The 13,936-nt window shown below is 42.1% G+C and carries 13 protein-coding genes; 6 read left to right on the top strand and 7 right to left on the bottom strand.

The genetic code is table 11. The features are described 5' to 3' along the window. Nucleotides 1-96: 96 nt before the first annotated feature. A complete protein-coding gene (gene yihA, locus ACT3TH_RS06335) occupies nucleotides 97-879 on the bottom strand; it encodes a ribosome biogenesis GTP-binding protein YihA/YsxC (RefSeq protein WP_444755000.1) in 783 nt (260 codons plus the stop codon). A 410-nt stretch (nucleotides 880-1,289) separates the two neighbouring features. On the opposite strand from yihA, the gene ACT3TH_RS06340 reads away from it, so the two are divergent. The 4 genes from ACT3TH_RS06340 to ACT3TH_RS06355 all read left to right on the top strand — a co-directional run bounded on the left by ACT3TH_RS06340 (nucleotide 1,290) and on the right by ACT3TH_RS06355 (nucleotide 4,351). Continuing rightward, entirely contained in the window at nucleotides 1,290-1,625 is a 336-nt protein-coding gene (locus ACT3TH_RS06340) for a c-type cytochrome (protein ID WP_444755001.1), read from the top strand. 316 nt (nucleotides 1,626-1,941) lie between these two features. After that, a complete protein-coding gene (locus tag ACT3TH_RS06345; protein ID WP_444755002.1) occupies nucleotides 1,942-2,610 on the top strand; it encodes a c-type cytochrome in 669 nt (222 codons plus the stop codon). 245 nt (nucleotides 2,611-2,855) lie between these two features. Further along, on the top strand, nucleotides 2,856-3,980 hold the full coding sequence (locus ACT3TH_RS06350) for a hypothetical protein (RefSeq protein ID WP_444755003.1): 1,125 nt from the start codon (nucleotides 2,856-2,858) through the stop codon (nucleotides 3,978-3,980). Further along, nucleotides 3,968-4,351, top strand: coding sequence for an RnfH family protein (locus ACT3TH_RS06355; protein ID WP_444755004.1), 384 nt, complete (start codon nucleotides 3,968-3,970; stop codon nucleotides 4,349-4,351). The genes ACT3TH_RS06350 and ACT3TH_RS06355 overlap by 13 nt, the downstream gene beginning before the upstream one ends. Nucleotides 4,352-4,392: 41 nt before the next feature. Here the strand turns inward: ACT3TH_RS06355 and ACT3TH_RS06360 are convergent, their stop codons facing one another. After that, nucleotides 4,393-4,812 (bottom strand): outer membrane protein assembly factor BamE, encoded by a 420-nt coding sequence (locus ACT3TH_RS06360; protein WP_444755120.1) that lies wholly within the window; start codon nucleotides 4,810-4,812, stop codon nucleotides 4,393-4,395. Nucleotides 4,813-5,138: 326 nt separating this feature from the next. Between ACT3TH_RS06360 and fur the strand changes: the two genes are divergently transcribed. After that, nucleotides 5,139-5,573 carry a ferric iron uptake transcriptional regulator gene (gene fur, locus ACT3TH_RS06365; RefSeq protein WP_444755005.1) on the top strand — a complete coding sequence of 145 codons (435 nt, stop codon included), beginning with the start codon at nucleotides 5,139-5,141 and terminating at the stop codon, nucleotides 5,571-5,573. Between the two features lie 167 nt (nucleotides 5,574-5,740). Here the strand turns inward: fur and ACT3TH_RS06370 are convergent, their stop codons facing one another. Together ACT3TH_RS06370 and ACT3TH_RS06375 are read right to left on the bottom strand one after the other, a co-directional pair. Continuing rightward, a complete protein-coding gene (locus ACT3TH_RS06370) occupies nucleotides 5,741-6,862 on the bottom strand; it encodes a PilT/PilU family type 4a pilus ATPase (protein WP_444755006.1) in 1,122 nt (373 codons plus the stop codon). 150 nt (nucleotides 6,863-7,012) lie between these two features. Beyond that, the gene (locus tag ACT3TH_RS06375) at nucleotides 7,013-8,068 is read right to left on the bottom strand and encodes a type IV pilus twitching motility protein PilT (RefSeq protein WP_444755007.1); all 1,056 of its coding nucleotides are present in this window, start codon (nucleotides 8,066-8,068) and stop codon (nucleotides 7,013-7,015) included. Nucleotides 8,069-8,443: 375 nt separating this feature from the next. Between ACT3TH_RS06375 and ACT3TH_RS06380 the strand changes: the two genes are divergently transcribed. Then, a complete protein-coding gene (locus ACT3TH_RS06380; RefSeq protein WP_444755008.1) occupies nucleotides 8,444-9,166 on the top strand; it encodes a YggS family pyridoxal phosphate-dependent enzyme in 723 nt (240 codons plus the stop codon). Nucleotides 9,167-9,247: 81 nt separating this feature from the next. On the opposite strand, the gene ACT3TH_RS06385 is transcribed toward ACT3TH_RS06380, so the two are convergent. The 3 genes from ACT3TH_RS06385 to ACT3TH_RS06395 form a co-directional block, all read right to left on the bottom strand. After that, nucleotides 9,248-9,988 carry a phosphatase PAP2 family protein gene (locus ACT3TH_RS06385; protein WP_444755009.1) on the bottom strand — a complete coding sequence of 247 codons (741 nt, stop codon included), beginning with the start codon at nucleotides 9,986-9,988 and terminating at the stop codon, nucleotides 9,248-9,250. 175 nt (nucleotides 9,989-10,163) lie between these two features. Beyond that, a complete protein-coding gene (locus ACT3TH_RS06390) occupies nucleotides 10,164-11,438 on the bottom strand; it encodes a hemolysin family protein (protein WP_444755010.1) in 1,275 nt (424 codons plus the stop codon). Between the two features lie 375 nt (nucleotides 11,439-11,813). Beyond that, nucleotides 11,814-13,505: an NAD+ synthase gene (locus ACT3TH_RS06395; protein WP_444755011.1), complete on the bottom strand. Its 1,692-nt coding sequence runs from the start codon at nucleotides 13,503-13,505 to the stop codon at nucleotides 11,814-11,816. Nucleotides 13,506-13,936: the final 431 nt, after the last annotated feature.

Consider the following 13,936-nt stretch of genomic DNA (forward strand, 5'->3'; position numbering starts at 1 on the left):
TCACCCATTAAGCAATCTAGGTAGAGTAATAAAATATAATGACGAAAAAGGGCTTATCGTAATGTACGATAAGCCCTTTTTTATGATAGACGACATTTACTCAGCGTCTTTCTGCTCATTACTCTTGTGTGCAGTATCCAGTGGTTCGTCGCCGTTTTCAGTGACATCATAGTCAGCACCCTCTGGCTCACTAAGATCGGTCTCAACGATTTTTTCGTCGTTTAATTGATAATCGTACCAATTACCCATCACTCCAGCCAACTCGTCAAGGCCTTCTTTTCTTAGAGCTGAAAATAACTGAATGGTGCACTTCAGTCCTAGTTTTTTAAGGCGCTTACGGGTGTTAAGAAGGGCGTTTTTAGAAGCACCGTATTTGAGCTTATCCGCTTTAGTCAATAAGATATGTACTGGCAGCTCTCCATCTTTTGCCCAATGCAGCATTTGCTCGTCAAAAAACTTGAGCGGATGACGAATATCAGTCATCAGCACCAAACCTGCAAGGCTTGAGCGTGATACCAGGTATTCTTCTAGCTCGACCTGCCACTCTTTTTTCATCTCAAGTGGTACGGCAGCATAGCCATAACCTGGCAAATCAACCAATCTTCTATCACTATCACCAATACTAAAAAAGTTGATCATTTGCGTACGCCCAGGCGTCTTGGATGAGCGGGCCAACTGGCGTTGATTGGTTAAGGCATTGATAGCCGAAGATTTGCCCGCGTTTGAGCGTCCTGCAAACGCAACCTCCAATCCCACATCAGGAGGACAGAGACGGAAGGTAGGCGCTGACGTCATAAATTCAGTCTGCTGAATTTTTTGACGAGACTTAGTATTGAACAACGCATGTTCGGCGGCAACATCTGTAAACGGGGTACTCATAAATGGCTCATTAATCTTCAAAAAAATGGATACGGTCGTAAAATCTAGTCAGCAGGTCATAGGCAAGACACAAGATAAGTTCATTATATAAATATAAGAAGCTATCTCGGACAATGTCGGCGTCCAATAGGCAAAAAGCAATTATCTTAAATTACTGACTATTCTATACTATTACCTGTCTTACTTATTGAAATAACGATGATTAACATCATATAAATGCCAGCATAACATTAAATGAATTACTTATTAGCCCAAGTTATTGCTAGCAGGAAACGCGTTACTAAAGCCAAACTATATTTATCTATGTTTATATGACATACATTGTTACAATGTTTAGTAAGATATGTTGAATGAACACCGTTTAATAGAATGGTTGATTAAACGAATGCAACATCAAATGGAGGTGTTCTATGTTCTCAATCACCACAATTTTCAGCCAAACTTATCGTATTTTGATAGGTAGCGGGGCTGCATTACTATTAAGTAGTGTCATGATGACCAGCGCCAATGCGGCTGACATTGCTACTACCTATAATAACTCATGTGCTGCTTGTCACGATAGTGGCGCACTAAATGCTATAAAAAAAGGTGACAGTGCCAAATGGCAACAGCTTATGAAACAAAAAAGCATGCCAGCATTGATCAATTCAGTAAAGAGCGGTATGACACAAATGCCAGCTGGCGGACTTTGTAGCAGCTGTAGTGATGAAGATTATCGCAAGCTGATTGAGTACATGAGTAAATAATTGGCTTAAGTATCAGATTGAGCAGTACCCAAGAGAACAAGGGGTTTATAATGACAAACGTACTTATTGTTCAGTGGACATGTTAGTGCGTCCTCATAAAAACTGGCAGATGTAACGATTAAGTAGGCAAATGCTACAAAGTCTTGCTATAATAATTGAAAATAAACCCTGATGTTAGTAAGTACTTTCAGACTGCTTGTGTCCAAGACCTTAAAATAGATGTCTGCCTGACAATAAAAGGGCAGCTTATATCAGGTATCTTCTCAGTGCAATCACTCTAAATAATGCTTACGTCGAGCTAGTAGGATTTGTATCAATGAAAAAGTTAATCGCTGCTGCCAGCTTATGCGTTGCAAGTTTCAGCGTACAAGCTGCTATTATTGTTCCTGAATACGATGTCAATGCTGGTAAGCAAGTTGCAGAAGCCGTTTGCGCGGCTTGTCATGGTGTTGACGGTGTCAGCGTGGTTCCTGCACAGCCTAATCTAGGTGGTCAAAACGTAAAATATCTCTACAAACAGTTGGTCAACTTTAAAGCCGGCTACCGTAAGAATGGTATCATGCAATCGCAAGTGGCGAACTTGTCTCAACAAGACTTGGCCAATGTGGCGGGTTACTATGCTAGCCAAGCGCCTTGGGGTGTTGGTTTTGGTAATCCTGCAACCAACCAAGAAGCAACTAAGCTTTTCTTAGGCGGCGATAAATCACGTGGCATTATCGGCTGTGCTGGTTGTCATGGTCCAGACGCTGCTGGTAATGTTTGGGCGGCGTTTCCACGTTTGGGTGGTCAACATGCACAATATATCGCCACTCAGCTAAAATTGTTCCGTGCTGCTGGTCGTGTTGATGATATCGACAGTGATGAGCAGAAGCGTGTCAATGATGCTGCTAAAGAAGGCGAGATGGGTATGATGCAGACAGTAGCATCAAAGCTATCGGATCGTGATATTCGTATCTTGTCAGACTACATAAGCGCCGTACACTAACGCATCAGCGTCTTTTACGAGTACATAAAGTGTGTTCTCGTAACTGGGGCCACTCAGTGTTTGACCATATATTCGTCGCTATTTAGTTATCAAACCCCGATTTCGGGGTTTTTTTATAACTGTCTGTCCCCTATATTATAGAGACAATATCGCAGTAGAATCATTGATAGATAATTGTCATCGCTCTGTATGATTATAAATTGTCGTTATTCCCTTTAGACCTTTAGATCGTTTGGATTTAGATTATGATGATCCGTTATGCTTCTTATTTTATCGCAGCCTTGCTACCATTGTTGCTGTTTCGCTGGTTTGCCCCTGCATCAGTCGGGGAGATTGATTTTTGGTTGCTTTGGCTACTCGCAATGATAGTGGTATCGCTGCCAGTCGTTTATGCAGAGATAGCCTTGGCCTATCGAAGTGTTGATGCGCCATTGGCGGGTATGCAAAAGCTTACTCGTGAAGCAGATGCCAGCCCAGTATGGCGTAGCTTTGGTTGGTTAGCAGCCCTAGTGTCTATCGTTATCGCAGCACTGGTCATATCTGGTGCCAGTACGAGTATATTGGCGGCACTCACTGAGCTCAATAGTGCTCCTGTTATACCAAGCTTTGCGATTGCAGCAGGCTTGATGGTCATCACAGTATTGCTGAGCTTGCTTGGCGTCGCACCTTTACCGATTGGGTTGGGGTTGATGGTAGTAGGGTTGTTACTGGGTGTGGCTAATGGTCTGCCTACGATTGATTTTGCCATGACGGATATCAATTTGAGTGAATGGGCGCGTGCTGTAGCATTGGCCTTGGTCAGTGTTGGGGCAGGGACAGGCCTATATTGGTTTGGTCAAAATCTTGTGACCAAACAGATAGTCCCAGCAAATACTCAAAATGCTGTTCGTAATCGCGCGACCAATGAATATCGCGCAACCAAACTGGTATTACCGATTTGGATATTGCAGTTGCTTGTTGGCGTGGTTGCGTTACTGCTTAGTGGTATGTCGTTACCACCCATTGGGCAGCTGTTATATTGGGTAGGGGTGTTGTTTGTTGTTAGTTACTTACTACACTATAGCACTCAGCAATTAGCGCACAAGTTTGGGTTATTGATCAGTTTGGTCGCCACTTTTGTATTGGCGCTAGTATTGGTCGTTGCTATTCCGACTACATGGTTGGTCGGTATTCTAGTCATCATCAGTAGCATAGCCGTGTTATTGTTATCAATATTCGTGGGCTGGCAGATGAAAATCAGTCATTTACGCAAGTCATTGAACTTTAATAATGAAGCGTTTTACAACTTGTGGCGCATTGCGATACGTTTGGTTGTGCCGCTTGCTCTATTATTAGCGCTGATAGGCTGGGTGATGCAGTGGTTGAACTGATAGATGAAGGTAATAAAACGAGCAGTGGTAATATTGTGAAAGCTTTAGCGCAGTCAATGCTGATGACAGTATATTTGGCATATGCCGAAGACGTCCAGCGCCAGCATTATTTGGCTTTACAAGTAAGTCATAATACCAGTCTATATGAAGCACTTGCGCAAGCAGGCTGGTTGACTCAGTTTCCAGATCTTGCGAGCTGGTGTCAAGAAGTCATGAATATCGCCACGCCAACTGCTAAGCGTTGGCACATCGGCGTCTATGCAAAAAAGCAGCCGCTTAACTATATATTGCAGCCTTTTGACCGTATTGAAGTGTACCGCAGCTTAAGCGCTGATCCAATGTCTCAGCGCAAGAGCAAATCGCGTGGCTAATGGCTAAGCTACCAATCTTTGAAGTCAATTAACGGTCTTAATTAAGAAGCTGGAAGGCTTTCTATACCTTCAATTCGATTGACCAAGCCACTATCATTAAAATAAATAATCAAATGTTGGCTGGCGTTTTTGACATCTGCAATGCCGCGACGCTGGCCTTCGGTACCTGCTTGATAGTCGTAAATATAGTCCCAACGCTTAGGTTCAAGGGTGTCTCTGATGGCTGGACTACCAAGGATATAAAGTACTTGGTTTTGATTCATACCCACTTGCACTTTTTGTGCTTGAGTTTGAGTAATAGCAGTGCCTTGTGGCAAATCAATCTTATAAACACTCAATAATGAGCAGCCAGACATCGCAACAGTAGCACTCAGCACACTGGTGATAACAATTTTGCGCAATGCGCTGGTACGGCTTAATGGACGAAAAGTTAATGTCTTTATCATGATAAGATGACTCATAAGAAATGAATTAGGCAAGGCCAAATTTGATTGGTGCATATCTGGCCGACAATCTTGGACAAATGATACGTCATTTACTTGCAATTTCCTACCACTTACGACATTATTTACCAAACACCACCTAAGTGGTTTTATTATTTATATTTTAAATTCATAGACTTGCATTGAGATTTTCTTAAAAATAACAAGACAGTAATTCATTTAGAACATCCCAGTTTGCAATTATCAAAATATTTTATATTGAATAAAAAGTAATCAGTAACGATTATTTATCTCACATATTTGGATCTTAATTTATCAAGACTGTCACAGTCAGAAGGAATATTATGGCTTCTTTTACCAATCAGGATTTACGTAAAGCCGGATTAAAGGTTACGTTACCTCGTATCAAGATTTTAGAGCTACTCGAAAGTGCTGAGCTACATCACATGAGTGCAGAAGAGATCTACAAAGCACTGATTGAACAAGGCGAAGATGTGGGTCTAGCGACTGTTTACCGCGTATTAACCCAGTTTGAACAGGCAGGAATCGTCGAACGTCATAACTTTGAAAACAATTTGTCCGTGTTTGAAATTACCCAAGAAGGTCACCATGATCATCTGGTTTGCGATGTTTGCGGGAAGATTATAGAGTTCCACAATGAGGTGATTGAAGACGAGCAGCTCAAAGTAGCAGAGAGGCACGGTTTTAAATTATCAGGTCACTCACTCGTACTCTATGGTATCTGCAATAATCAAGAGTGTCGGGACAGCGCCAAGTAGCTGTATGTGAATTTGGGATTGTGAACTAAGTAGGATTTTATGCTACGTTCAATATGATATGTTCAAAATAAAAAAGCCTTTACTCTTTGTAGTAAAGGCTTTTTTTGTGACAGTGACTTTTATTTTTTTAACAAAAGCTAAGAGCAAGCTTGAGAAAATAGCATTGTCTAAGTGATGTCTAATGACAAGCTGTCAGCGCCTTCATCCAAATTGGCCGTACCGTTTTTGCTGCTAAGTTTGATTTTTAAGCGTAAATCATTTGGAGAGTCAGCATGGAGAATGGCTTCTTTATACGTAATTTCTCCTTGCTCATATAAGTCAAAGAGGGCTTGGTCAAAGGTTTGCATTCCGCTATCGCGCGAGCGCGTCATAACATCTTTGATTTCATGAACCTCACCCTTACGGATATAGTCACTAATCAGTTGTGAGTTTAACAAAATCTCAATGGCAGCACGTCGTCCTTTACCGTCAGGGGTTGGAATAAGCTGCTGAGCAATAATGGCTTGGAGGTTAAGCGACAAATCCATAAACAGTTGATTATGACGACTGGTTTCGAAGAAATGAATGATACGGTCAATTGCTTGGTTGGCGTTGTTGGCGTGTAAGGTGGCAAAAACCAAGTGACCTGTCTCGGCATACTGAATGGCGTAGCTCATGACTTCGCGATTACGAATTTCACCAATCAAGATAACGTCAGGGGCTTGGCGCAAGGTATTTTTTAGACCCGCCTCAAAGGAATGTGTATCGATACCGACTTCACGCTGAGTGATGATACAGCCACGGTGCTTGTGAACGAACTCGATAGGGTCTTCGATGGTGATGATATGACCATGAGAGTTCTGGTTGCGATGTCCAATCATAGAAGCAAGGGTAGTGGATTTACCTGTACCTGTTGCCCCAACCAACAAGATAATACCCCGTTTTTTCATTGCCAGCTCTTTTAGTGCTGGTGGTAACCGTAGTTCCTCAACGGTCGGGATTTTATTCTCGATTTTTCGTAAAATCATCCCGGCCATATCACGCTGTATGAAAGCGCTGACTCGAAAACGTGCTTGTTGTGCCTCATCAGAGATGGCAAATTGACACTCATTCGTCTCTTCAAACTCTTTTTGCTGGCTTGGCGTCATCACACCCTTCACCAGCCTCATGGTTTGGTCAGCAGTCAAAGGCGTTTTACCTACTGGCAGGATTTTTCCATTTATTTTCATGGAAGGCGCGACGTCAGCAGTAATAAAAAGGTCAGAGCCATTTTTATTAATCATTAGTTGCAACAGCTTATCAATGTCCATATCGTACCTGCACTCGATGTAAATCGATTAAAAAAGTGTCTAAAATCATGTTTTAAAAATCGCTAATAATGATCAATAGGAAGAAAAGATATCGTGTGTCACTAACTCTTATGTCAATAATTATGAATTAGTGACCCACACTTGATATTACTATAAAAACGCTTCAGGTTGTTTGGCATAAGGGCGGGCAACATCTTTACTAATGGTGCCTTTTCCCACCAGGTTCTTCAGTGTTTGATCAAGTGTAATCATACCGTCACCAGCCCCTGTTTGAATCGCAGAATACATCTGAGCGATTTTATTCTCGCGGATTAAGTTACGAATCGCAGGTGTGCCCAGCATGATTTCGTGCGCAGCGACACGTCCTCCTGTTTGGCGACGAAGCAGCGTTTGTGAGATAACCGCCTGCAATGATTCTGACAGCATCGCACGAATCATGTCCTTTTCTGCAGCTGGAAACACATCAATGACACGGTCAATCGTTTTGGCGGCTGAGCTGGTGTGTAGGGTACCAAACACTAAGTGTCCTGTTTCAGCGGCAGTCAATGCCAAGCGAATGGTCTCAAGGTCACGTAGCTCACCCACCAAAATCACATCGGGATCTTCACGTAATGCAGAGCGTAGCGCAGGCTCAAAACCTAATGTGTCGCGGTGAACCTCACGCTGGTTAATCAGACTTTTCTTGGACTCGTGGACAAATTCAATCGGGTCCTCAATGGTTAAAATATGCTCTTTACGAGTTTCATTAATGTAGTCAATCATGGCCGCAAGCGTGGTTGACTTGCCTGAACCTGTTGGACCTGTAACCAGTACCACGCCACGCTTAAACTCTGAAACGCGTTTGAATACCTCACCCATCCCTAAGTCTTCCATGGTCAGGACTTTAGAGGGAATGGTACGGAATACTGCACCTGCGCCGCGATTTTGATTAAAAGCATTTACTCGGAAACGGGCCAAGTTAGGAATTTCAAAAGAGAAATCTGTCTCGAAAAACTCTTCAAAATCGGCGCGCTGCCTATCATTCATGATGTCATAAATAAGCTGATGAACCACTTGATGCGTCATCGACGGCATATTGATTCGCGTCATCTCGCCATCAGCTCGAATCATGGCCGGCATTCCAGCCGAAATATGTAAATCTGATGCTTTGTGTTTGACCGTAAAACGAAGTAAGTCTTCGATGCTTAAGGTGCTTTTTTCAGCCATAATCGGATATTCCTATCAATAAGGGTAAGACAAAAGAGCATAAAAGTGTACGATTGCCAATCGATAGATGACCTTGTTTAGGCCAATGACTTTGATGAAAGAAAATTAGGAAGATGTACCATTACTACTTTGTTTGGTAGCGAATGTTAATCTGTGTAACAATATAATAACAAGACTACTGACATTTAACCATCTACTACATCAACAAAATGCAAAATTAGTTATGCTTATGACAAATGACTATATTTCAGGCGACAACTATTTTAATGATATCTCCTTTATTGTGAACGGACTATGACGCCTAAAAACTGCTATTAAAAAACAGTTATCATAGCGAATTAAAAATAACTGATTCGATATTCTCGTGAGTGACGTATGAAAAACAGTGAAAATAATATGGACAATCAAAATCTTATTAATGATTGGCAGCAGGTTGGTAAACAGGTGATACAAGCGTGTGAACATGCGGGAAGACAAGTTGAGAGTGTTATGCTATTGGCTGTCTCTAAGACCAAACCTGCTGAGAAGATTGCAACGTTGGCCAAGCAAGGACAAGTGCATTTTGGCGAAAACTATTTACAAGAAGCTATCGAAAAAATCGCTACTTTAAAAGCACAACCTGAATGTGAAAAGATCGTCTGGCATTACATCGGTAGTATTCAGCGCAACAAAACTCGCGATATCGCTGAGCATTTTGATTGGGTACAAACGGTTGAGCGTGACATTATTGCCAAGCGCTTAAACGATCAACGTCCAGTTGAGATGTCGCCATTGAATGTACTGATTCAATTGAATATCGACAATGAAGAAAGCAAATCAGGGTGTTTGCCAGAACAACTACCTGAATTGATAAATACCATCAAAGGTTATGAACGCTTGCGATTGCGCGGTTTGATGATTATTCCTGCTAAGGCCGATACCGATGCTTTTGCTCGAACCAAGCAGTTATTTGAAGAAGTAAAGAATCGCCACCCAGAGCTGGATAGTTGGGATACGCTAAGTATGGGTATGAGTGATGATATGACGGAAGCGATAGCCAATGGCTCTACAATGGTGCGAGTTGGCACAGCAATCTTTGGGGCAAGAGAGTCATTTTAAGTTGGAGTTATTTCTATCAATACGTTTGTACAAAGTGGCGTGCATTTGAGTATCTCAAAGCACGCCATTTTTGATTGTCCATCAATGTTTGCGTTGCTGCGTTGTAGTCCCATAGCTGGAGAAGAAAAGTCCTTGCAAGGCATGGCCAAGATTTACCTGACTATTGCTTTGCCAGCGTATCCACTCAAGTACCAATATACAAAGCATCAACCAGATGGTCCCCGCCAGATAACCTGCAATGATGTCACTTGGGAAATGTGCGCCTAAATAAACTCGGCTCGTACCAATAAGCAAAATAAGAAGACCTAAAGCCATTGATAATGCTATTTTTACCGCTCTCTTTTGGTGGCTTCTTATCGTCAGATAGATGAGGAATCCGTAAAAGACCAGCGAGCCCATCGAATGGCCACTTGGAAAACTAAAGCCCACTGCATCGATTGCCTCATTGATAGAAGGCCGTCCTCGCTCATAAATTTGTTTTAATAACCACGTTAGCGCCCCGTTGCCACCTATGGCGACCACAAATACAAGCGTCGCCCATTTGTCTTTGGCTTTAAACCACAAAAATAAAATCAATATCACCGATAAACTTGCCACAAACCAGACCGAGCCCATTTCAGTAAGCAAGGTATAAACAGCATTAAGTGTAGACGTTTCAAGGGTTTCAAAAAATCCGATGATACTGCTGTCAAACCTCTCTAAGTTGTCTTCCAACACTTCTTCTGCCAGTTTGGCAAACATCCAAATGAATAAAACAGCGATTCGCAAGCCAATCATCAAACCCATTGCTAAAAAGCCTGCTTTCTTAGTTTCTACTTCCATAATGCACTTGCCTTTTGAATGAACCCATTGTTATGGCAATGGGCACGCAAAAACGCTTACCTTAACACTTTTTAATTATGGATGCAGGACGACAGCATAGCAATCAATCAGCATGAACGCTTAGTAAAACCCTACTTAAGTACTTTGTATAACCGCATGGCTTTTATAAATACTTTTATGCAGGGTCTTCGAATTTGGTGACTAGCATTTGAGTGATTTTGAGATTGTCAGTGGCGATAATCTCAAATCGGTAATTAGCATACTCAATGGTATCGGTTTTCTTGGGGATTTTGCGTAGCATATACATCATAAAGCCACTAATGGTTTCATAGTTTTGACTGCGTGGCAGATTGACAATATCCAAAGCTCGAACCACATCTTCAATAGGGGTCATACCATCAATCAGCCAAGAGTTATCGGTACGCTGAACAATAGGCTGCTCCTCTAGCGTCACAAGCTCACCCATGACGATACTCATCACGTCTTTAAGCGTGATGACACCGACGACCATGCCATACTCGTTAACGATGACCGCAAAGTCAGAGCCAGTAGACTTAAACATCTCTAATACTTCAAACAAAGACAACGTATCAGGAACGAAGAGTGCAGGCTTTAGTAGGGCTTTGTCGGTCAAGCTGACCTCTTGTTGATTCAGGACTAATGCTAAAAAACTGCGTGACTCTACATAACCCATAATGTGTTCTAAGTCATCGTCATGACAGACCAAAAACTTATTATGTGGCTGATCAATCATGACCTCGACAACTTTTTCGGTACTGGTCTTGGTGTCGAAATAAACGATATTTTCGCGTGGATTCATTACCGAAGTAACCGTACGTTCTTGCATATCAAAGATATTTTCTATCAGATGGTGTTCTTGTTTTTTGAGCACGCCTGCTTCTGCACCTGCGTCCATGACAGCATAGATATCTTCTGGCGTCATATCGTCTTGGCGTATGGTTGAAATGCCTAGTAGCTTAAAAATGACATTGGCGCCACCATCAAACACCCAAATGACGGGTTTAAATATGAAAATTAAAAGCATCATGGGTCTTACGAGCCGCACAGCGACAATTTCAGCGTTTGACATGGCCAAACGTCTGGGCATCAAATCAGCGAGCAAGGAGAATGAGCTGGTGATCAATACGAATGATATAACGGACGACACCGCTTCATTGTTCACTAAAAGTCGCAAATAAGGGCTAATGGCTGATTCACCCACCGCGCCTGCTGAGATGGCGACCGCGTTTAGTACTACTTGCACGACAGTGATAAAACTACCAGGATGCTCTTGCATTTTTAGGACATCAAACGCCCGAACTTCGCCTTCTTTTGCCATGATTTGTAGCTTAATCTTGCGAGCAGCGGCAATGGCAATTTCGGCAGCGGAGACGAAACCACTCAGAGCCAGTAGTAGAATAAGAAAGACACTAGCAGTTAGCAAACTCATGACAGTCTCGGTAAAAAATGTGAAGGTAACAATGTAGGGGTCAAAAATGAAAAGGTTTGATTAGACTTAACGAAAAATCATTTTAGGTAGTTGTAATAGTTTAAAAGGTTATAGTGTTACTGGAACAGATTTTTTGAGTTTCCCGAGTGGCAAACGCACTGCAATCGCGTAAAATTGTGCCAGTAGTACCTACTGCTGTATCGAGGTGGTGTATCAACATTGCGTTTCATTGTCTATACAGGGGCGTTCGGTTTATAGAAACTAAAAAAGCTGGGAGAGCTCCCAGCCAATTATAAAAGTTCAATTATTTATAAAAAGTAAAGTTATTAGCCTAGGCCAGATTTTAAAAATTAAAAGCCAACCTAGCTAAAACAATTAGCCTTTTATCGACCACTTATTCACTAATGGGTAACGACGCTCACGTCCAAAGGCTTTGTGGCTAATTTTCGTGCCAATCGGCGATTGCAAACGTTTGTATTCGCTATTGTCGACCATCTGAATGACTTTTGCGACCAATTCTGCATCAAAACCTTTATCTATAATGTCTTGATAACCCATGTCTTCATCGATGTAGGACATCAAGATGCCGTCTAGTACATCATAGTCAGGCAAGCTGTCTTGATCTTTTTGATCTGGACGTAGCTCAGCTGATGGAGGACGAGTGATGACGCGCTCAGGGATGACGGGTGTGTCTTCCAAACGGTTGCGATAGCTTGCAAGCTTATAAACCTGTGACTTATAAACGTCTTTTAGTACATCAAAGCCGCCTGCCATATCACCATATAACGTCGAATAGCCAACGGCTAACTCTGATTTATTACCAGTAGTGATAACCAAATGACCAAACTTGTTAGACAAAGCCATCAAGACCACACCGCGCGCACGTGCTTGGATATTTTCTTCTGTGGTGTCTGCTGGTGATTTATTAAATAATGGCGCTAAAGTATGGCGAATACCTTCAACTGCATCAAAAATCGGACACACCGTGTAAGAGACATTCAAGCGGCGAGCCTGTGCTTGTGCATCTTCTAAGCTGATTTGAGACGTATACTCGTACGGCATCATGACTGCGTATACCTTATCCGCACCCAAGGCGTCAACGGCGATACATAGTGTTAATGCTGAATCAATACCGCCAGATAAACCAACGATAATGCCAGAGAATCCCGAGTGATTGACATAGTCACGTAGACCAACCACCAAAGCCTGATACATCTCAGACTCGCGGCTCAGGGTCAATGGCGCTTTGGATTGGTTATTAAATTTGGCTGTTTTGACATCCAACGTAGCCAGTAGTAATTGATTCATAAAGCGCGGAGCTTCGTGTGCAATGCTACCGTCAGCTTGTACCGCCATAGAGCCACCGTCAAATACTAGGTCGTCTTGACCACCGACCGCGTTCACATATACGATGGGCAGATTGTTCTCACGACTGCGTTTGGCGAGCATGGCTTTGCGATTGTCTTGTTTTTCGATCTCAAAAGGCGAGGCATTTAAGCTAACAATCAGATCAGCCCCTTGCTTTTTTAGCTCAGAGATAGGGCTTTTTTCCCATAAGTCTTCACAAATGAGGAGACCGATGGTGATGCCTTTATAGTCAAATAAAACTTGGTTGCGACCTTTATCAAAATAGCGACGCTCATCAAATACGCCATAATTTGGCAGAACTTGCTTATGATAAAAGCCTTTTTGATGACCATTGTGCAAGATAGCGGCGGAGTTAAAAGTACCATGATGATCGACATGCGGATAGCCGACAATCATGACGATATCATCAATATCGCTCAAAGTTGACAACGCGTTTTTCACACGACCTGACAAGCTTGGGCGTAGCAATAAATCCTGAGGGGGATAACCCAATAACGCCAGTTCAGGGAAAATAATAACATCTGCCCCTTGCTCGCGCGCTTGTAAGGCAAGTGTGCGCATTTTCTCAGTATTGGTTGTGATATCACCAACCAAAAAATGTGACTGGGCTAACGCAAAAGTGACGGTCTCTTGTGATGCACTGTTCTGGCTGGTCTCGTTTGAAGTAGTGGTATTGGGATTATCAGTGTCTTTTGACATTGTTATTTTTCCTATCGATATAGTATTTAAAAATAGTATTTAAAATTTGGTCGGTCAGTGTTGATTTAAAATAAAATCAAAGTAGGTCCGAAACTCACTCAAAATATCACCTTTTCATATTCAGTTCTAATGTGGAACCTAGATGATGCGCCTAAATCTTGCTTAAACCTCTATATAACGCTTACGCATAATATCCAAAATTATGGCGCCACTCTAAAAATTAGATCTTATGAGAGTCTAGAGAAGGACGATAAAAGAGGGTTTTGGTTTATGATTCAAAAAATGCTATGTCTTTATAATTATCAAAATAAATAAGGTCAAACCAACGTAACTGTGTTGAAAATCTTACAATAGTATCTTTAGTATAACATCAATTGTCACGACAAATAGAACGCGCCAGTGAATTAGCTTGCAAGATATTTGTTTAAAGC

The sequence above is a fragment of the Psychrobacter sp. AOP22-C1-C5 genome, assembly GCF_052378885.1.
Lineage (GTDB): Bacteria > Pseudomonadota > Gammaproteobacteria > Pseudomonadales > Moraxellaceae > Psychrobacter.